Annotated in this window: 19 protein-coding genes; 10 read left to right on the top strand and 9 right to left on the bottom strand. The window is 64.3% G+C overall.

The window, feature by feature from the left end; translation table 11 throughout:
- Positions 1–10: 10 nt before the first annotated feature.
- The 9 genes from DM806_RS03970 to DM806_RS04010 form a co-directional block, all read right to left on the bottom strand.
- On the bottom strand, positions 11–916 hold the full coding sequence (locus tag DM806_RS03970) for a capsular biosynthesis protein (RefSeq protein ID WP_179041935.1): 906 nt from the start codon (positions 914–916) through the stop codon (positions 11–13).
- Positions 913–2,271, bottom strand: coding sequence for a GNVR domain-containing protein (locus DM806_RS03975; protein WP_179041936.1), 1,359 nt, complete (start codon positions 2,269–2,271; stop codon positions 913–915). The genes DM806_RS03970 and DM806_RS03975 overlap by 4 nt, the downstream gene beginning before the upstream one ends.
- A complete protein-coding gene (locus tag DM806_RS03980) occupies positions 2,268–3,686 on the bottom strand; it encodes an ATP-binding protein (RefSeq protein ID WP_179041937.1) in 1,419 nt (472 codons plus the stop codon). The genes DM806_RS03975 and DM806_RS03980 overlap by 4 nt, the downstream gene beginning before the upstream one ends.
- Positions 3,683–4,513, bottom strand: a complete 831-nt coding sequence (locus DM806_RS03985; RefSeq protein WP_218647355.1) for a polysaccharide biosynthesis/export family protein — start codon at positions 4,511–4,513, stop codon at positions 3,683–3,685. Before DM806_RS03985 ends, DM806_RS03980 begins: the two co-directional genes overlap by 4 nt.
- Positions 4,514–4,553: 40 nt before the next feature.
- Positions 4,554–5,711 carry a hypothetical protein gene (locus tag DM806_RS03990; RefSeq protein WP_179041965.1) on the bottom strand — a complete coding sequence of 386 codons (1,158 nt, stop codon included), beginning with the start codon at positions 5,709–5,711 and terminating at the stop codon, positions 4,554–4,556.
- A 300-nt stretch (positions 5,712–6,011) separates the two neighbouring features.
- A complete protein-coding gene (locus DM806_RS03995; protein ID WP_218647345.1) occupies positions 6,012–6,191 on the bottom strand; it encodes a hypothetical protein in 180 nt (59 codons plus the stop codon).
- Positions 6,192–6,335: 144 nt separating this feature from the next.
- The gene (locus tag DM806_RS04000) at positions 6,336–7,727 is read right to left on the bottom strand and encodes an exopolysaccharide biosynthesis polyprenyl glycosylphosphotransferase (protein ID WP_179041940.1); all 1,392 of its coding nucleotides are present in this window, start codon (positions 7,725–7,727) and stop codon (positions 6,336–6,338) included.
- 277 nt (positions 7,728–8,004) lie between these two features.
- Positions 8,005–8,238, bottom strand: a complete 234-nt coding sequence (locus DM806_RS04005; RefSeq protein WP_179041941.1) for a hypothetical protein — start codon at positions 8,236–8,238, stop codon at positions 8,005–8,007.
- A 207-nt stretch (positions 8,239–8,445) separates the two neighbouring features.
- The gene (locus DM806_RS04010; RefSeq protein WP_179041942.1) at positions 8,446–9,414 is read right to left on the bottom strand and encodes a magnesium and cobalt transport protein CorA; all 969 of its coding nucleotides are present in this window, start codon (positions 9,412–9,414) and stop codon (positions 8,446–8,448) included.
- Between the two features lie 227 nt (positions 9,415–9,641).
- Between DM806_RS04010 and DM806_RS04015 the strand changes: the two genes are divergently transcribed.
- The 10 genes from DM806_RS04015 (at position 9,642) to DM806_RS04060 (ending at position 19,052) form a co-directional block, all read left to right on the top strand.
- Entirely contained in the window at positions 9,642–10,166 is a 525-nt protein-coding gene (locus tag DM806_RS04015) for a hypothetical protein (protein WP_179041943.1), read from the top strand.
- Between the two features lie 118 nt (positions 10,167–10,284).
- Positions 10,285–10,743 carry a hypothetical protein gene (locus DM806_RS04020; protein WP_179041944.1) on the top strand — a complete coding sequence of 153 codons (459 nt, stop codon included), beginning with the start codon at positions 10,285–10,287 and terminating at the stop codon, positions 10,741–10,743.
- Positions 10,740–11,450: a winged helix-turn-helix domain-containing protein gene (locus tag DM806_RS04025; protein ID WP_179041945.1), complete on the top strand. Its 711-nt coding sequence runs from the start codon at positions 10,740–10,742 to the stop codon at positions 11,448–11,450. Before DM806_RS04020 ends, DM806_RS04025 begins: the two co-directional genes overlap by 4 nt.
- Before the next feature lie 182 nt (positions 11,451–11,632).
- Entirely contained in the window at positions 11,633–12,331 is a 699-nt protein-coding gene (locus DM806_RS04030) for a carbonic anhydrase (RefSeq protein WP_179041946.1), read from the top strand.
- Between the two features lie 3 nt (positions 12,332–12,334).
- Positions 12,335–13,831 carry a SulP family inorganic anion transporter gene (locus tag DM806_RS04035; protein ID WP_179041947.1) on the top strand — a complete coding sequence of 499 codons (1,497 nt, stop codon included), beginning with the start codon at positions 12,335–12,337 and terminating at the stop codon, positions 13,829–13,831.
- A 294-nt stretch (positions 13,832–14,125) separates the two neighbouring features.
- Positions 14,126–14,983, top strand: a complete 858-nt coding sequence (locus DM806_RS04040) for a TorF family putative porin (RefSeq protein WP_179041948.1) — start codon at positions 14,126–14,128, stop codon at positions 14,981–14,983.
- Between the two features lie 329 nt (positions 14,984–15,312).
- Entirely contained in the window at positions 15,313–16,023 is a 711-nt protein-coding gene (locus DM806_RS04045) for a response regulator (protein ID WP_179041949.1), read from the top strand.
- Positions 16,020–17,333 carry an ATP-binding protein gene (locus DM806_RS04050; RefSeq protein ID WP_179041950.1) on the top strand — a complete coding sequence of 438 codons (1,314 nt, stop codon included), beginning with the start codon at positions 16,020–16,022 and terminating at the stop codon, positions 17,331–17,333. The genes DM806_RS04045 and DM806_RS04050 overlap by 4 nt, the downstream gene beginning before the upstream one ends.
- 103 nt (positions 17,334–17,436) lie before the next feature.
- Positions 17,437–18,459: a serine O-acetyltransferase EpsC gene (gene epsC / locus DM806_RS04055; protein ID WP_179041951.1), complete on the top strand. Its 1,023-nt coding sequence runs from the start codon at positions 17,437–17,439 to the stop codon at positions 18,457–18,459.
- A 302-nt stretch (positions 18,460–18,761) separates the two neighbouring features.
- Positions 18,762–19,052, top strand: a complete 291-nt coding sequence (locus tag DM806_RS04060) for a GIY-YIG nuclease family protein (RefSeq protein WP_179041560.1) — start codon at positions 18,762–18,764, stop codon at positions 19,050–19,052.
- Positions 19,053–19,101: the final 49 nt, after the last annotated feature.

Below are 19,101 nucleotides of genomic sequence, written 5' to 3' on the forward strand. Positions count from 1 at the left end.
GCCAGATCGTTCATGCAATCACCGTCCCGGCGATCGGCACGCCATGGCGGTCGAGATCGTCGATGACGCGGCGCATAGCGGCGATCGCGGTACTGCCGCGCCGCACAACCAGCGTAACCGCGTCGAAGCCGGCGAGGATGCTGCCATAGGGTGTCTGCTCACCCTTGCGCTCGGCAAGGTAGAACAACATCGTCATGTCCTTGAGGCCCCAGCCCCCTGCAGTTTCCGCCAGCGGGCCACGGGTCACGAGGCTGGACGCGCTGCCCGATGCGCGGCCGGCGGTCATCAGCCACAGTCCCTCCACCGCCGTCTTGGCGGCGGGGAGCAGCGCGGCGCTGCCGATCAGCTGCTCGGCCAGGCCTGCCTTGTTGGCGACGCGGAACAGGCGGTCGAGCGAGGGGCGGTCCATATCGACGTCGACCGCCATGGTCGGACCGTCCATCTGCGCCATGACGACGGCCAGATTGGCCGCCATGATCGCTGCTTCATCCCCGGCCTCTATCGACAGCACCGCCATCTTGAGCGCGGCGGGATCGCCATCCTTGGCGACCGCCCGCATCTTGGACCGGATGGTGCGCATCTTGGCGGCATAGGGATCTGCCGGGTCGAACGCGGCTGCAACCAGCGGATCGACGCGCGGGTCGCCGACCGACAGCAGCGCGAAGCCGCCCTGCAGCGCGCCGAGCATGCCGGCGTCCTCGCTGTCCAGTAGCCCCAGGTCGAGGGCGGCGTCATGCAGCGCCAGACCTTCGGCGCGGGCATGGGCTTCGATCCGGGCGACATCGGCTTCGGCGAGAAAGCCATGCTCAACGGCCAGGCGGGCGAAGCCCTTGCTGTCACGGGCGCGAGGGCGGGAGGCGGCGGCGCCGCCAGGGTTCATCTGCGGCGGGGCGCCTGCCGTGGAACGCAGTCTCATGCGGCCTCCTTATGCTTGGGGAACCACCCGGCCCGGGCAGGGGCGGGCATCAGTTCGGTGATGACGTCGACTTCGGTGGCGCGGACGACACCGGAAGCCGAGCGGACGCGAGGATTGACGATTTCCATCAGGATGACCGCCGCCACGCCGCCGACCAGCCCCAGCGCGACGCCGGCGACCAGCCACAGCGGGATATTGGGCTTGGCCGGCAGCAAAGGCACCACTGCTTCGTCCAGCGGGCTGGCGTTGGGCTGCGAGATTTGGCTTTTCAGAGTTGCTTCATTGAAGCGCTGTCGCACCGTGTCATAGGTCTGGCGCGCGGCGTCGACGTCGCGCTGGAGCACCATCAATTGATCCTGCACGTCCGACATGCGGATCATGCGGTCTTCCTGCCCGGCCATATTGGCCTTCAGGTCGCCTTCACGGCCATTGGCGGCGACGCTGTTGGCGCTGACCGCGCCGGCCTGGCTGGCGCGGGCTGAGCCGAGCTTCGACTGGAGTTCGGCCAACTGGGCGCTGGCCGCGGCCATGGTCGGATGGTTCGGACCGAGCGTCTTGGCCAGTTCGGACACGCGGGCCGATTGCGCCGCGACCTGTTCCTGCAGGTTCTGGACGATCAGCGACCCTTCGATGTCCGACACGCCGCCAGCCCGCGCCTTGGACCGGGCGGCGGCGGCTTCGGCCTGCGCTTGCGTCAACTGGTACGACATGTTCTTCAGCTTTTCGGCCTCAAGATCCATGCGGTTGATGCCGATAATGTCATGGGCGCGCTGGAAATCGGACAGGTTTTTCTGCGCAAGCTCGTAGCGGCGGCGTACTTCCTGCGTCTGTTCGTCGAACCATTTGGCCGATCCGCGGGCTGGCGAAGCGCGCAGTTCCACCTGCTCGCGCATGTAGATCTTCGCCACCAGGTTCGCGACCTTGGCCGCGACTTCCGGGCTGGGGTCCAGATATTGCAGCTGCAGCACATTACTCTGGCGGCCGGTGGTGATGATCAGGTTGGCGCGGACCATCGCCGCCGCCTGCTGCAACCGCGCGGCGGCCGGCATGTCGGACGGCAAGGCGTCGACAAACCCGGCTTCCTTGGCCACGGCGTTGATCACCTTGGCGCTGCGGATCACGTCGGTCTGGGTGCCGATGATGCTTTCGACATCGACCCGGCTGCCCTGATCGTTGGACGTCGAGGTCGGGTCGGTCTGCGACAGGTCGAGCAGCAGCGATGCCGTGCCCATATATTGGCGCGGTTGCAGGAAGGCGAGCACCGCGATGAGGAGAAACAGGATGCCGCCGATCGTTGCGGCGGTCCGCCAGCGCGCCTGGAGCGCGGCCAGCAAATCAATGGGGTTCATGCTCATAGCCCGTCCACTCCTCGCAGCAATGCGCGCATTTCTTCGGCCGGCGACTGTTCGGGCGGTGCGGCGGCCACCGGCTGCTTGGCCATCAGCAGCAGGAATTGCGGCGCCAGCGTATCCTCGAACATCCACAGCTCGCCATTGGGCGTCGCAACCAGCGCGGGTTGCAGCCGGGCCATGGCATCGCGTGCCTGGCCCTCGTTGATCGATCCGCCGCCCAGCACTTCATGGCCAAGGCGCACCAGCCGTTCATAGGAAATGGCCAGCATTTGCGCCGCCACGATGGCGGCCAGGCCGATCATCCGGCGGCTGGACCCCGCTTCCCACAGGATGCGGCGGAACAGCGCATGGGTCGCCTCGCTCATTTCGGTCCAGCCGGTCAGCGCGTCGGCCAGTCCCTGTTCCGCATCCGCCAGCGTCACCAGTTCGCGGCCGGAGGCCTCGGTAATGAGCGCGGCGTGCATGCCGAACAGGCGGGCATGATAGGGCGACCCCATGGCTGCGCTCGCCAGCGCTTCCATCGCGTCCGGATCGATCGCCAGCCGCGCATTGATGGCACAGCTGGCGAGCAGCCTCTCCAGCTGGGGGCGGGGGATCGGGCTGACCCGTTGGGGCACCAGATGGCGACGCAGCGAGGGATGGGCTGCGATCAGCCCGTCAATGTCGCTGGCGATGCCAACCAGCACCACCTGCACCGGAGAATGAATGTCGGTCAGCAGCTTGAGCAGCGTGGCGACATCCTGTTTGGCGCTGTCGGATTCGACCCGGTCATATTCGTCGATGATCAGGATGGAGCGTTCGCGCACTTCCTCGACCAGCAGGGCGGCGAGGCGGGACACGTCCAGCCGTTCGCCCAGCATGACCTTCAGCCGCTCGCGCCCGGCGCTGCTCATCGGCAGCTCGGACAGGAAAGGGCGGAACAACGAGTCGAAATCGGACTCACCGCTCGCCGAAGCGTAAAGGGCGACGCAGCCCGCCTCGTCGGCGAGGTCGCCGAACACGCGGGCGAGCGAGGTCTTGCCCGATCCGCGCGTGCCGAACACGACGGCATGCTTGCGCTGTACCACGACGGCTTCGACCAGCTTTTCCAGCTCGCTGTTGCGACCGGCAAGGCCGTGGCGGTCGGTCACGGGCATCGCCGTGTTGAAGGCGGCATAGATGCTGTCGCGGCGCAGGCTGATCGGCCGGATCGGCGCCGTCATCGCGCTCATCGACAGCGGACGGGGCTGCGGCTCCGGCGCTTCGGCCTCGTCCGCCGCGTCGTGGCGAAAGCCGGGCAGGGCGCGCATCTCGGGCTGCAACACCACCTCGTCCGGGATCAGCCGGTCGTTGCGTTGAGCATTGCCGCGGGCGGAGGAGAGAAACCGGGTCAGAAGGCCCGGTCGCTCAGGCAGGATTCCTTGATCTATCGCGGTCAAAACAGCTTCTCCCGGATGATGAGGACGTCTTCAGGCTGAACCGGATCGTCCAGATTGGCCTGAATTTCCTTCCCCCCCCGGCGTACTTTTATGCGTTTTGTCGAGCCTGCCAGCGTCGGGCCGCCCGCCAGCGCCAGCGCCTGGCGGAAGCTCTGTCCCGGCGCGAAGGAAAAGGCGCCGGGCTGCTGCACCTGGCCATAGACATAGATTTTCTCGGCCTGCGGCACGAACAAGGTGTCGCCGGGCTTGAGTGGCCGATTGGCGCCTGCCGACATATCCGCCAGGGAAATGCGGATCGGCGCGCCGCCCTCGGCCGGCGTCAGGATGACCGCGTTCGCGCCGTCCTTGGTCGATCCGCCGGCCTTGGCCAGCATCGATGCGACCGTATAGGGGCGGTCGAGCGGATAATTGCCCGCCTGCGGCACATTGCCCAGCACGGTCACGAACCGGCTGACATAGTTGCTCACCTCGACGCTGACCGACGGCTTGGTCAGATAGCCGCCGCTGGCATAGCCGGCCGCGATATCCTGCGAAAGTTGCGTCGTACTCTTGCCGTTCGCCTGGATCGGCCCGATCAGCGCGAGCAGGATCGTGCCGTCCGCCTTGACGCGCGTGGTCGTGGACAGGTCGGGCTGGCCGAACACGGCGATCTTCACCTCGTCATCCGGGCCGAGCAGATAGCCGGCTGCCGCGGCGGGCTGCGGCGCGGCGGGGGCGACGGCCGCGGCGGTGGTGGTCGGCGCGGGCGCCGGAGCGGGTGCCGGAGCGGTCTGGGCGACCGCCGTCACCGGCAGCACGATCAGCGTCGCGGCCTGAAGGACGGTCAGGGTCTTGGCTGCTTTCACAGGTCTATACTCCCTGGATGAATCAGAATTTTACGGACGCGCCCAGTGTCACCTGGGTGCCGCTGAATTGAGAAATGTCGGTGTCGGTCCGGCGCCGATAATGCTGTCCGTCGAGCGTCAGCGCGAAGCGGTCCGACAGCTTGCGGCTCAACACCGCGCCCAGTCGCTGGTTCCGGTCGGAATTGATGGTGAAGGGACGCAGCGCGGCGTCCTGACGGAAGGTGCGACGCTCCCATTCCGCGTAGAGGCCGGCAGATGTCAGTTCGGAAATGGCGAATTCGCCCTGCACCCGATAGCTGGTTTCGATCGCGAAGCCGGCCGCGATCAGGCTGTCGTTGACAATTCCCCTTTCCGTGGTGGCGGTCAGCTTCAGGCGGGAAATGGCATTGGTGGAAAGACTTATCTTCCAGCCCAGCCCGTCATAGCTGCCGACGGCGGCGGAATCGCTGTCGACATCCAGCCAGCGCACGTCTGCATCGATCTGGGTCAGCGGCGACACCGCGCGTTCGAAGCGCAGGCCGTAGCTGTTGATCCGGTTCTCTATGCCCAGCGTGTCACGCTTGCTGTTCACCCGTGCATAATAAGCGGTGAACGTGCCCAGGCTCGGTTTGCTGTAGCCGATGCCGCCCATGAACGTGTCGCTCGTCTGGTCGGCATAGTCGAACTGGTTCGCGTTGCGCGTCAGGTCATGGCTATATTCGGCGACCGGGAACAGGCCCGGACGTTCGCAGCTGAACTTCGCCCCGAAGGAGGTGAAGCGCTGGAGATTTTCGGTCGCGCTGTTCAGGTCGCCATAGTCGGCGCGCTGCTGCCGGTAGGCGGCGCGGGGCGTGACGAGGCAGGTCGCGCCGAAGCGGATATTGGCCTTCGCCTCGGTATCGACGCGCAGCTTGCTCCGCTGCTCCTCTGATATGAAGCGGTCGTAGCCCAGCTTGCCCCGGAGCAATATGTCGTGCCGCCCGATCGGCCGGCCGAAGGTCGCCTCGACCGAGGGGGTGACGATGAGGTCGCTCTTGGGATCGTCCACCGCATCGTCGACGCGATAGACATTGTCGTCATAGAGCAGATCCAGGCCGGCGGTCAGGTGGAAACCATAATCCGCCAGGCGCTTGTCATCGGAAGGCGCGCGCGGCGTACCATCTTCCTGCGCATGCGCAGCAAAAGGCGCCGCCACCAGAATCGCGGCAGTGCCGATCGCGGTGCGCACGAAGCGGCGGCCGCGCGGCCTGTTGTTTATATCGGGCGCGCAACTGCCCCTCCGCATGAGCGGACGATGAAATGCGATCAAAAACAGGAATCCTTGTTGCGTTGCAGCAATGAGGGCATGCTAACCCTCTTTCCACCTCGTGCACACTCGCCGAAATGCAATTGGTCGCAGCAAAGCAACGCTTCGGATTGTCCGAAACGGGCAGGTTGCAGGCCGAAACCCGCGAATTCCTATTTGTTAATCTGGCAGCAAGCTAAGTGGCGCGCTTTTGGCCTAGAGAATCACCCAGGCAATCGCCGCCACGGTGGCCAGCAAGGCGGCCACGCCGGCCCATCGGGAAACGAACTGCACGGCGGTTTCGAGCCGGTCGGTGAGTTCCCGCCTGGCGCGGCGACGGGCCGGAACGCGCGCTTTTTCGCGAATTTCTCCGGCCGAAGGGTGCGCAACGATCACAGCAGATTCTTGGTTCCGCATGACACAAAAAAATCCCGCCTGTTCCTGATGGAAGGCGGGATATATGTCGTGGGTTAACAAAAGGTAGGAATTGAGGGCGGCAGAATAACGGCTCGTCGCATTCCAACCGCCCGCAAACTTTTGTTAATAGGCGTTGCGGTGGACCAGGACGTTCAGCGTGCCGACCATGATGGCGATGTCGCGCATCAGGCTCCAGCCATGGAGATATTCCAGGTCCGCCTCGACCCGATTGAGGATGTCGCGCCGGGTCTCGGTCGCGCCACGGAAGCCGCGGATCTGCGCCAGGCCGGTGATGCCGGGCTTGAGTGCGTGCCGATGCCAATATTGGCGATCGACTTCCCAGAAAAGCTGGTCCTCCGCCGTCGACCCCAGCGCATGGGGGCGGGGGCCGACCAGGCTCATTTCACCCATCAGGACGTTGATGAGCTGGGGCAGTTCGTCGATGCTGGTCTTGCGGATGAAGGCGCCGACGCGGGTGATGCGATCGTCGTCGCGCCGCGTCGAGGTGGTGCCGTCCGTGCCTGCCTGGTTCACGCGCATGCTGCGGAACTTGAGGATGTGGAAGATGCGATTGCCGCGTCCGATCCGTTCCTGCCGGAAGAAGACCGGGCCGGGCGAGTCGAGCTTTATGAGGATGGCCACGACCGCCATCGCCGGGGCCAGCGCGATCAGCACCGGCACGGTCAGGACGATGTCCAGCAGCCGCTTCTTGGCCCGGTTGGCTAGGTTCAGCGGGCCGCGGGCAACAACCAAAGTCGGCATGCCCCGGCAGTTCTGGACCGCGAGCGGCGCCATGGAATCGAGGTCCGGGACGATGATTTCGCCGACGATATTGCCGCCCTTGAGCATCTGCGCCCAGTCATCCTTGCGATCGACCGCTGACGCGATGACCACACGGTCGAATTCTTCCAGGATAGTGCCCAGGCGATGGAGCATATAGGGATCGTCGAGGTCCGGGCGCAGGCCGGCCGCGTCGGCCTCGATCACCGTCATGCCATCGACATGGTCGGGCATGACTCCGCCATCGACGATCAGCAGTTGCGCGAACAGTCCGTCGCCGAAATGGCGTCGAACCGCATGCACGATCATCGTCCGCTGCAACATGATCAGCGCCGCGCTGGTGAAGATGCCCGACGACACGCCCAGGCGCGACAGGCTGCCGGTCGCCTTCAGCGAGAAGACCACGAGCAGGAAGATCAGCAGCGTGCCGGCCAGCGCCATGATCGCGCTGCGGCAGGACGAGGTCATGCTGGTGAGGCAGCGCGGGTTGAAGGCCTGATTGTGGAAGGCGAGCACGCCGTAGACAATCATGCCGCCCGTCAGCGGCTGCCACAGCCAGCTTGACAGCACGGGCAGGCCAGCGGTTTTCAGCCCGAGCGCGAAACCCGTCGTCAGCGCGACCATGTCCGCAACCAGCAGGAACAGACACAGGATCAGCCGGACGTTCCGCAGGCTGGCAGCGGTAGCGGGCTGGAAACGAGGAATATCTTTGATCGCCAGATCGATTTTCGACATCTGCAACCCTTTTTAGCGTCATGACGTCATGACTGTTCACCGTGCTGCCATTGCCGCCCGGTTTCAGGACATCCCCTGCGCATTGATTTATGTTGCGAAGCAGCACGCCATAATAATGCGACGCTGGCAATCGGGAGAAAGGCGCAAGGACAAGCTTTTCCGACGACTTGAGCGGCACTGTGGACATGTCGCCCCAAAGTCGCGACGACCTGAGCGGGGTCGGCGCTGCGCTGCGGTAGAAATGATCAGAAAGAAAGCCGCGTCGATCGTCGTCGAATCAGTGAATGAGCCACCAAGCAATAATGAGGATGACACCCGTAAGGGCAGCCGGACCTGCCCATCGGGACAGGTGCTGGATCGCCCGTTCGGCCCACGTGTGAAGCGGGGTGCGATCGGTGGATGGGGTGGCGGCATAGTCGGCCATCCGCGTCGGCGGATCGTGGCGCGGCAAGGGGGACGGCGCTTCAGCGTCGATAATCCTCTCGCTCGGATCGGTCGGAAGACCTGTCATATGCGTCGTTTCCGTCTTCGACTGTCGACCGATTGGCCATTTGGCTCCAACCTGGGTCAGGCGCATAAATGATATAGCTTTTCCCGGCCAATTGCCAGTTTTGCCTTATAGGACAGGGAATGGCGCAAAAGGGTTATGGTTCAACCGGCCGAAAGATGGCCCGAAAGGCCGGATGCCCCTTTCGACTTGGGCGGGATCGGGTCTGGGCTACAGCCATTTCAGCTTCTTGAACCGGCTGTAGAGCAGGGCGCAGATGATGGCGATCACGCCCAGTACGACCGGATAGCCATAGCGGTCCTTGAGTTCGGGCATATATTCGAAGTTCATGCCGTAAATCCCTGCGATGGCTGTCGGCACCGCCAGGATCGCGGCCCAGGCGGCGAGCTGGCGGGTGATGTCGCCGGTACGCTGCTGTTCGAGCAGGTTGGAGGATTCGAACACGCTGTTCAGCACCTCGCGCAGATCGTCCACCATGGTCTGTACCCGGCGGACATGGTCGCGCACGTCGCTGAAATAGGCGCGCGCCTCCGGGTCGATGCAGGGCAGTTCCACTTTCACGAACTTGGTCGCGACTTCCTGCATCGGCAGCAGGATGCGCTGGAAGCGGATTAGCTGGCGGCGCAGGTTGAAGATGCGGGTGATTTCCTCCCGGCCGAGGAAATGGTCGATCATCTGCTGTTCCATCGCCAGCACCTCCTCCTCGATCCCCTCGATGATCGGCAGATAGCCGTCGACGATGAAGTCGAGAATGGCGTGGAGGATATAATCGACCCCCTGCGCCAGGCGCGACGGCACTGCCTCCAGGTCATTGCGCAGCGTCAGGTGAGCGCGGGCGGACCCATGGCGGACGGTGATGATATGGCCATGCCCGACGAAGATCGACGTTTCGCCATAGCAGATGGCGTCCCCCTCGACATGGGCGGTGCGTGTCACCACGAACAGCTGGTCGCCATAGAGGTCGACCTTGGGCAACTGGTTTGCATTGATCGCATCTTCCACCGCCAGCGGATGAAGGCTGTAGGTGCGCGCTAGCAACTGCATTTCGTCCGGGGTCGGGTCGGCGACGCCGATCCACACGAACTGGGACTTGTCCTCGCTCGGCGCGACTCGCTCATCGATCGAGACGGAACGCACGCGCTCACCATTGCGATAGAGATAGGCGGCAACGACGGTCATGGATGCTTCTGTTTCCTTCTTGTTTCCGTCGATTAGCAGAAGCTGGCGCCGCCGTCTCTTTTGACCTGCGGTTCGCTGTACCGGCGCATCTACCCATATGATTTTTGCCAAAGGGGGTAGCGTCTGACTTCACCCTGACATAGTTGCGGTGAATAGGGGGCGCATGACGAAGCGTGCTGGATAAGGCTGGAGAGGGCCGACGGCGCGCGGGACCGGAGCCTGAAAACTTGACCATAATCACAATCGATTTCGAGGCATCCTGCCTGCCACGCCACGGACGGTCCTTCCCGATCGAAGTCGGCATTGCCGGCGACGGGATGGCGCGCAGCTGGCTGATCCGCCCGCATGACCGCTGGTTCGGCTGGGACTGGACCGTGGAGGCCGAAGCGCTCCATGGCCTCAGTCGCGCGCGGATCGAGGCGGAGGGGCTTCCGGTTGAAACCGTGCTGGCCGAACTCGGGGTCGCGACGGCGGGGCGGCGGGTCATCGCCGACAGCCTGATCGATCAATATTGGCTCGACACGCTGGCGGAGGCCGCAGGAACCGTCTCACCCTGCCGCATCGAGCATGTCGCGACCCTGTTCGACGAGCAGGGCGCGGACGAGGCGCGGATTGCGGCAGCGGTCGACCATGCCGACAATAGTGGCGCCATGCGTCACCGCGCGGCGGGCGATGCCTTGTGGCTGGCGGCGCTGGTGGACCATCTGACCGGGCGCGTGCAGCCGAGGCCGGTATTGCTCGCGGCGCAATGAGGTGCTGAGTTGCGCCAGCAATGATTTGTTACACTCAGCCAATTACGCAGACATTCATCGGACCTACACCCGACGCAATCACCCGGTCGTTCCGGCCGGGCGCAGCGGAGTAGCCTCCATGTTCCTGACCATTGCATCCCAGTTCGTCGCGGCGCTCGCCGCGTCCGCTACCCCCGTCCACAGCGCCGAGATCAGCCACGGCGCCAAGGCTTATGTCGCCAGCTATCATGCCCAGCCGGCCATTAGCCTGCGCGAGGTTGAGCCGCGCTTCGCCAATCGCGGCGCGATCCCCGTCTGCCGCTGGCAAGCCGACCTGACTGTTAACCGCGCCGTCGCTGCGCAGGGGCAGGCCGTTGCCGCCTTCGGCAAGACGATTCACCGCTTCGCACCGCTGTCGGGCAGCTATGCCGGCACTTGCGCTTCCGCGCGCAGCCAGATTGATGCGCAGGTCGCGCGCTATGCGAAAGCCAAGGCCGCCGACGCCGTCGCCGTCGCGCAGCAGGACCGTGCCATTCTGGTCGACGAACTGGACAGCGTGCGCGCACTGACCGTGCAGGACGCCAAGCAGCGCGGATGAATCCACCACTGGTCCTGATTGCCGAAACCCAGCAGGATTTGCGGCACAATGTCCGCGAGTTTCTGGAGCAGACCGGGTTTCGCGCGCTGCCCGCCGCTTCGGCGAACGATATCTTCAATGCCCTGACGAGCGCGCCGGTGGGTGCGCTCGTGCTGGACGCGGCGCTGCGTGGGCCGGACGGACTCGACCTGTGTCGGGACGTGCGGGAACGCAGCGACGTGCCGATCATCCTGGTCGGCGCCAACAGTTCGGAGGTCGACCGGGTGGTCGGGCTGGAACTGGGCGCCGACGACTATATGGCCAAGCCCTATTCCGCCCGCGAACTTGCCGCCCGCCTGCGCGCGGTGTTGCGGCGGGGGCGGGGAGAGCGGGCGCTGGGCCTGCGTCGTCAGACCCAGGCGATCTTCGAAGGCTGGGTGGTGGATTTTGCCCGGCGCGAAGTGGTCGCCCCCCAAGGCGAACTGGTCGAACTGACCGCGGCGGAATTTTCGCTTCTGGCGGTGTTCCTCGACCATCCACAGGCGGTCATCGCTCGGGCGCGGCTGATGGAACTGGCGGGGGTGCGGGACGCGCCTTCGTCCGATCGCAGCATCGACGTGCTGGTCAGCCGCCTGCGTCGCAAGCTGGGGGAGGGCGGCCGACCTGCGCCAATTGTTACTGTGCGGGGCGTCGGATACATGTTCAGCGCGGTCGTCGACCGGCGGTAAGCCGAAGCTTCCTGCGCCGAATGGCGGTTTTCCGCGGTTCGGCGCGTCTTTTCCGCCATTTATCAGCCAGACATATTATTTAACAAATGCGCTGCGTCGCAGCAAAATCCCTTCTCTATCCTTCAATCTACACCGGTCCGCCCCCTGACCGGCAACGCAATAGAGAGAAGAGGATAGACTCCATGAATGAGCTTATCGGTCGCGTCGTCAATTTCGAGACGAAGGTTTTTCCGAACGAGAGCGCGCTCTACAACCAGCTGGCCAGCCATGGCCAAAGCCCCAAGGCGCTGATGATCTCCTGCGCCGACTCGCGCGTCGTTCCCGAACAGATCATGCAGGCCGCGCCCGGCGACCTGTTCGTGTGCCGCAACGCCGGCAACATCGTGCCGCCGCATGCCACCCAGAATGGCGGCGTGACCTCCACCGTGGAATATGCGGTGATGGTGCTGGGCGTGCGCGACATCATCGTGTGCGGTCATAGCGACTGCGGCGCGATGAAGGCGCTGTCCACCAACGCCGACCTTACCGCCATGCCCAATGTTGCCGCCTGGCTGCGCCACAGCCATGCCGCGCAGAAGGTCTGCCGCGAAAGCTATGCCGACGACCTGAGCGATGCTGAAAAGCTGCGCAACATGGCGCTGGAAAATGTCGTTGCTCAGCTTGCCCATCTGCGCACCCATCCATCGGTCGCGTCGGGCATCGCCCGTGGCGAGATCGCTCTTCACGGCTGGTATGTCGATATTCACGCCGGCCAGGTGCTCGGCCTTGACGGCGAAACCGGGCGCTTCTCGCCCTTGCGTGAAGGCCAGACGATGCCTGTCGCGCTTCCCCACGGTCGTCGCCTTGCCGGCGAATCAGCTTATGCCCAAGCGGCGGAGTAAATCATGTTGAAGGCTCTTTCCGGCGGCTCTTTCGGCCGCGACTTTACGGCGTCGATCGTCGTCTTCCTGGTGGCCATGCCGCTCTGCATGGGCATCGCCATTGCGTCCGGTGTGCCGCCGGAAAAGGGCCTGATCACCGGCATCATCGGCGGCATCGTCGTCGGCCTGCTGGCGGGTTCGCCGCTTCAGGTCAGCGGCCCGGCTGCGGGCCTTGCGGTCATCGTCTTCGAAATCGTACGCGAACAGGGGCTGTCGGCCCTTGGTCCCATCCTGATCCTGGCCGGCGCGATCCAGGTGGTTGCCGGTCTGCTGAAGGTGGGCGGCTGGTTCCGTGCCATCTCTCCGGCGGTCGTGCACGGCATGCTCGCGGGCATCGGCGTGCTGATCGTGGTCGGTCAGTTCCATGTGCTGTTTGACGACAAGCCGCTGTCGAGCGGTCTGCACAATCTGATCGCCATGCCGGGCCAGATCCTTGGCCTGTCGAACGGCGACGCGGCCACGGCCTTTGCGGTCGGCCTCGTCACCATCTTCGGCATGCTGGGCTGGGAGAAGTTCCGCCCCGCTTCGATGAAGCTGGTGCCGGGCGCGCTCGTCGGCGTCGTGCTGGCGACCATCGTGGCCTTCGCGCTGGGCCTGAACGTTGCGCGCGTGGTCGTGCCGGAATCGATCGTTGCCGCCGTGACGCTGCCCGAACAGGGGCTTCTGGCACAGTTGATGAACCCGGCGGTCATTGCCACCGCCTTTGCCATCGCCTTCATCGCCAGCGCCGAAACCCTGCTCTCGGCTGCTGCGGTCGATCGCATGCATGACGGCGTGCGCACCAACTATAACAAGGAACTGAGCGCGCAGGGCGTGGGCAACCTGCTCTGCGGCTTTGCCGGCGCACTGCCGATGACTGGCGTCATCGTCCGTTCCTCGGCCAACGTCCAGGCCGGAGCCAAGACCCGCATGTCGGCAATCCTGCACGGCGTCTGGATCCTGGGCTTTGTCGCGCTGCTGCCCTGGCTGCTGCGTGAAATCCCGATGGCGGCGCTCGCCGGCATCCTCGTCATCACCGGCGTTCGCCTGGTGAGTGTCGCGCATGTCAAGCATCTCTTCCACCTCTACGGCCCGCTTCCGGCCGTGGTGTGGGCGGCGACGCTGATCTGCGTGGTCGCGACTGACCTGCTGACCGGCGTGCTGGTGGGTATCGGCCTCTCGATGATCGAACTGCTGCCGCATGCCAAGAAGCTGCGTCTGAAGGTCGAGGAAGAAAGCCGGGCCGACGCGCATGAAGTGGCGCTGCGCGGGACTGCCACCTTCCTCAGCCTGCCCAAGCTGTCGGCGAAGCTCGAATCGCTGCCGGCTGCCGGCCTTGTCATCCTGAATGTCGAGCGTCTGGGCCATATCGACCATACCTGCGCGGAAATGCTGCGCGAGTGGGTCGATCGCCGTCGCGGCGCTGGCTCCCCGGTCGAGCTGTTCGGCGCAACCGGACGGATGCGCCAACTGGTCGCCTGACCCCACCCCCCTCGAATAAGGCGACCCCTTGGCCGCCGTGCCTCCCCCTAGGCGCGGCGGCTTTTCTTTGTTCTGTTTCCATTCAGCAATCAAATAGAAATATATGTTATCATTATAGAAATTAACCGTGCTTTCAATATCACAGTGATCTTTATCCTTTCGCAGTTGCAGTAAAAGCGGTTTGCCTGCGGGCCGGGAGAGAATAGTCCAGAGACATCCGCAGGCATTGGGGACGATCAACCAAAGATCTCCGAGCCGTGGATGCAGGACGGAACATTCCAACGTAAAAGGGGAATGTTCATGAAGTATCAGATCGCCTGTGCCGCCCTCGCGCTTCTCTCCAGCGCACCGGCCCTCGCTCAGGAAGAACCCGCCAGCCCCGTCACCGTCTCCGGCAGCGTCGGCCTCGTGTCCGATTATCGCTTCCGCGGCGTATCGCAGTCGGACAAGGCCATGGCCGTGCAGGGCGGCATCACCGCTACCCATGAAAGCGGCGCCTATGTCGGCACCTGGGCATCGAACCTCGCCGGCTGGGGCACCTTCGGCGGCGCCGGCATCGAGCTGGACCTGTTCGCAGGCTATGCCATTCCGCTCAACGAAAGCACGACGCTGGACGTCGGCCTGACCTGGTACATGTATCCGTCGGGCGCGGACGAAACCGATTTCGCCGAACCCTATGTCAAGCTGTCGAGCCAGCTGGGACCGGTCAAGGGCCTGCTCGGCGTCGCCTATGCGCCCAAGCAGCAGGCGCTGGGCAAATGGTATAACAGCGCCGACACCTATGCGCTGGGCATCCCTGACAGCCCCGGCAAGAAGAACGACAATTTTTATGTCTGGGGCGATGTCAGCGGTTCGGTTCCCAACACCCCGGTCACGCTGAAGGCGCATCTGGGCTGGTCGAAGGGCAATAGCGGCCTTGGCCCGAACGGCACCTCGGTCGCGCCGACCGGCAAATATATGGACTGGCTGGTCGGCGCCGACCTCGCCATCCCCGGCACCCCGCTGACGCTGGGCGTCGCCTATGTCGATACGGACATCGCCCGTGTCGAGGAAAATTATCTGCGCCCGAACCTGTCGGTCGCGGATGCCGACAATGCCGGCAAGTCGATCGTGCGCAGCCAGGTCGTCTTCTCGCTCACGGCCGCTTTCTGATCCGTCAAAAGAGGTCGGCCCGCCATGTGGTGGGCCGGCCTCTTTCCTAGTGGTCCGATTCTGACATTTGGTTGCGTTCTCGGCTAGGAAGTGTCCAAATGTCAGAATCTTTTCGGACCACTAGAAGATTTTGATTCTAGTGGATTTTTCGATTTTGGCATTTGCGACCTCCTATCCGGCTAGTGGGATGCAAATGCCAAAATCAATCCACTAGACGTGACAAATTGTTTCTACAGTCGCGATCGGCCCTTTCGGATGGGCGGCGCGGTTGACCCCTGTCAGGGTGGGGCCTATCTCTGGCGCATGACCTTGTCCGCGCTGACGCTCCCATGACCGCCCCGTCGATCATCCTTGTCGAAGACGATCCGCCGCTGCGCACGCTGACCGCCCGCGCGCTCCAAGAACATGGCTATCAGGTCCGCCCCGCATCGTCGGGACCGGAAATGTGGGTGGCCTTCGATGCCGGCCCGGTCGATCTCGTCGTGCTCGACGTCATGCTGCCTGGCACCAACGGCATTGATCTGTGTCGCCAGATCCGCCGCAAGAGCGACGTGCCCATCATCTTCATCAGCGCCAAGGGCAGCGAGACGGACCGTATCGTCGGCCTTGAACTCGGGGCCGACGACTATCTCCCCAAACCCTTCGGCACGCGCGAGCTGATCGCCCGCATCCGCGCCATCCTGCGCCGCGTCGGCGTGGAGCGCGGCCCGGACGAGCATCGTGAGAGCGAAGCCCATTTCGACGGCTGGAGTGTCAACTTCCCCCGCCGCGAACTGCGCTCGCCGACCGGCGCGATCGTCGACCTGACCGGCGCGGAGTTCGACCTGCTCGGTTCCTTCCTCAGCCACCCGCAGCGCGTCATCGCGCGCGAGCGGCTGATCGAACTGTCGCGCACCCGCATGGGCGACAGCAGCGACCGCAGCATCGACGTCCTCGTCAGCCGCCTGCGCCGCAAGCTATCGACCGAGGACAAGGGCGCGCCGATCACCACCGTCCGCGGCGTTGGCTATATGTTCAACGCAGAGGTCAGCCGCGCTTGAGGCGTCATGTCAGGGGATCGCTGGGGCTGCTCGGCCGGCTCTTCGCGATCCTGCTGCTGACGGTCACGCTGGAATTTGCGGTCGGCACGCTGATCTACGAGCGGGCCAGCCATCTGTCGCTACAGGATGACGAGGCGCGTCGCCTCGCCGAACATCTCGTCATCGCCCGTAAGCTGCTGGTCGAACAGCCGCGCGGCGAACGCCCCGCGCTGGGGCTGCAACTGACGACCGACCGCTATGACGTCCACTGGTCGCCGGCCGCCCCGCCGCCACCGCCGCTGTCGCCCGAACTGGAACGGATGCGGCGCCAGATCATCGACTGGGAACCGAGCCTGGAGAAATCGGGACTGTGGCTGCGCCTGACCCCCGGCCGCCATTCGGAGATCAATGGCGGGCTGCAACTGCATGACGGCAGCTGGCTCTATTTCGGCATGCATCATAGCGGCGGCAAATGGGCCTTCACCATCGGTCGCATGGGACTGGCGCTGATCCCGGTGCTGGCGTTGCTGCTGGCGGGCCTGCTGCTGATCCGCCGGACCCTGGCACCGCTGCGCGACCTTACCCATGCCACGCACAAGATCGGTCGAGGGTCGGAAGTGATCGTGCCGGAAGCCGGCAGCAACGATGTGCGCAACCTCATCACCGCCTTCAATGCCATGCAGGCGCGCATCCATCGCCTGATCGACGAGCGCACCGAAACGCTGGCGGCCGTTGGCCATGACCTGCGCACACCGCTGGCCCGGCTGCAATTGCGGCTGGAAATGGTGAAAGACCCCGAGGTGCAGGAAGCCATGGGCGGCGACCTGGAGGAAATGGGCGCGATGCTCGAATCCCTGCTCGCCTTCCTGGGCGGGGAAAAGGATCCCGAACCGCTGGTCCGCACCGACATTGCCGTCAGCGTCGCGACCGTGGTCGATGCCTTTCAGGATCATGGCGACGATGTGACCTATGAAGGGCCGGACCATCTGGAGATGGAGGTGCGCGGCCTGTCGCTGCGTCGCGCGGTGCGCAACCTGATAGAGAATGCGCTGCATTATGGCGATCGTGCCCGCGTGTCGTTGGCACGCAAGGGCAGCGAGGTGCTGATCCGCGTCGATGACGACGGCCCCGGCATCCCGCGCGAACGGCTGGAGGAAGTGTTGCGGCCCTTCTCGCGTCTCGACGATGCCCGTCAGCGCAATACGCGCGGGCTGGGCCTTGGCCTTGCAATCGTGCAGAAGGCGGTGCAGGCGGAGGGCGGCCAGTTCATTCTCGCCAACCGGCCCGAAGGCGGGCTGCGCGCGGAAATCTGCCTCCATTTGCCCAAATAGCCGTCCCGCGGCTAAAAGAGAAACTGTCGGCCCCCAAGCAAAACTCGTTTATCGCTGCGCCCGTGCTCAAGCTATGCCGTCGCCATAGAGATATGAGGCGGATATGATCGCAGACGGACCGGAAGACGACCGTAGCTTAGAAGAGCTTAGGGTCGAGGGATATTGGGATTTGGACCAGCTTGTCGCTGACCTGAGCGCCGCGCGCAGCCGCTGGCGGCAGGCGCAGCAGCATCATGCCGAATATGGCGCGGAGGGTTTCCCCTCGCGCGCCAACCTGGCCAAGATCATGCAGTCGCTTTGCGGCGCGCTGTTTCCGCTGCGCCTCGGCCCCAGCTTCGTGCGGCTCCACAATGAGGACGCCTATGTCGCGGAGACGCTGCAAACGGTCCTCAGCCGCCTATACGGACAGATCCGGCTGGAGCTGATCTACGCGCTGAAGGACGAACCGGCGCAAGTGGTGGATCGCGAAGCCGCGCGCATCATCGGCGGCTTCGCGCAAAGCCTGCCGGCGCTGCGCGTGCTGCTCGACACCGATGTCGACGCCGCCTTCCTGGGCGATCCCGCCGCGCGCAGCGTGGACGAGGTGCTGATCTGCTACCCGTCCATGCTTGCGATCATCCATCACCGGCTGGCGCATCGGCTGCACGAACTGGGTGCGCCTTTGGTGGCGCGGATCATTTCGGAAATCGCCCATGGCAAGACCGGGATCGACATCCATCCCGGCGCGACCATCGGTCAGTCCTTCTTCATCGACCATGGCACCGGCGTCGTCATCGGCGAGACGGCGATCGTCGGCAATCGCGTACGCCTCTATCAGGGCGTGACGCTGGGCGCGCGCAGCTTTCCGGCGGACGAGAAGGGCCAGCTCGAAAAGGCGCTGCCGCGCCATCCGATCATCGAGGATGACGTGGTCATCTATGCCGGGGCGACGGTGCTCGGCCGGATCATCGTCGGCAGCCGGTCGGTGATCGGCGGCAATGTCTGGCTGACCGACAGCGTGCCGGCGGATTCCAACGTCCGCCAGGCCAAGGCGCATTATGAGGTCACGAGCCGCGTCGAGGTATCCGCCCCCCACCGCGTCCACGCCCTGCTGGAAAGCACAGACGGAATCGGGGAGAATATCTGAGGTAGGCGCTTGGCGAGGATGGATGAGTGACGGAAGGCTTGTCTCATACCGTCATCCCCGCGGAGGCGGGTCGAAGAGAGTCACGTGCCTCCCTTCGACATCTCCTCAGCCTGGTGCTGGACGCAAGGTTAGGAGATGGGTTTCCGCGTTGGCCTGCGGCCGCCCTTCGGGTCGCGGGAATGACGAAAAGGGTGGGTAGCGGACTGGCGGATTATCTCGCGTGACTATATGGCAGGCGATATAAATTAAGCGTCATGCCAGCGAAGGCTGGCATCTCAGGGCGTGGTGCGCGACAGTTGGGTATGGCGCGAGGCGGTTGCACTTACATTATGACCAACAAGCCGAGAGGCGTGCTCTATATCGGGGATACTGCTGAGCTTGCGGCGCGTATCGAGCAGCATCGCAGCGGGACTGGCTCGGCCTTTTGTAGGAAATATGGCCTGACGCGCCTCGTTCTGGTGGAAATGCATGATGACATCACATTGGCCATTGCTCGCGAAAAGGCGCTCAAGGCATGGAAGCGAGACTGGAAAATCCGACTGATTGAGGAGAGCAATCCCGATTGGCTGGATATAATGCATCTTATTCTATGACCGCCTGAGACCCCAGCCTTCGCTGGGGTGACGGGTGTGGAATGGCCGC

The sequence above is a fragment of the Sphingobium lactosutens genome (assembly GCF_013393185.1).
Lineage (GTDB): Bacteria > Pseudomonadota > Alphaproteobacteria > Sphingomonadales > Sphingomonadaceae > Sphingobium > Sphingobium lactosutens_A.

What these genes read in the sequence shown, in the direction of transcription:
- DM806_RS04000 (WP_179041940.1), bottom strand. Translation starts at nt 7,727, where the DNA reads ATGTCGAAAATCGATCTGGCGATCAAAGATATTCCTCGTTTCCAGCCC.
- DM806_RS04030 (WP_179041946.1), top strand. Translation starts at nt 11,633, where the DNA reads ATGAATGAGCTTATCGGTCGCGTCGTCAATTTCGAGACGAAGGTTTTT.
- DM806_RS04035 (WP_179041947.1), top strand. Translation starts at nt 12,335, where the DNA reads ATGTTGAAGGCTCTTTCCGGCGGCTCTTTCGGCCGCGACTTTACGGCG.
- DM806_RS03975 (WP_179041936.1), bottom strand. Translation starts at nt 2,271, where the DNA reads ATGAGCATGAACCCCATTGATTTGCTGGCCGCGCTCCAGGCGCGCTGG.
- DM806_RS04010 (WP_179041942.1), bottom strand. Translation starts at nt 9,414, where the DNA reads ATGACCGTCGTTGCCGCCTATCTCTATCGCAATGGTGAGCGCGTGCGT.
- DM806_RS04045 (WP_179041949.1), top strand. Translation starts at nt 15,313, where the DNA reads ATGACCGCCCCGTCGATCATCCTTGTCGAAGACGATCCGCCGCTGCGC.
- DM806_RS04040 (WP_179041948.1), top strand. Translation starts at nt 14,126, where the DNA reads ATGTTCATGAAGTATCAGATCGCCTGTGCCGCCCTCGCGCTTCTCTCC.
- DM806_RS04020 (WP_179041944.1), top strand. Translation starts at nt 10,285, where the DNA reads ATGTTCCTGACCATTGCATCCCAGTTCGTCGCGGCGCTCGCCGCGTCC.
- DM806_RS04025 (WP_179041945.1), top strand. Translation starts at nt 10,740, where the DNA reads ATGAATCCACCACTGGTCCTGATTGCCGAAACCCAGCAGGATTTGCGG.
- epsC (WP_179041951.1), top strand. Translation starts at nt 17,437, where the DNA reads ATGATCGCAGACGGACCGGAAGACGACCGTAGCTTAGAAGAGCTTAGG.
- DM806_RS04005 (WP_179041941.1), bottom strand. Translation starts at nt 8,238, where the DNA reads ATGACAGGTCTTCCGACCGATCCGAGCGAGAGGATTATCGACGCTGAA.
- DM806_RS04060 (WP_179041560.1), top strand. Translation starts at nt 18,762, where the DNA reads ATGGCGCGAGGCGGTTGCACTTACATTATGACCAACAAGCCGAGAGGC.
- DM806_RS03970 (WP_179041935.1), bottom strand. Translation starts at nt 916, where the DNA reads ATGAGACTGCGTTCCACGGCAGGCGCCCCGCCGCAGATGAACCCTGGC.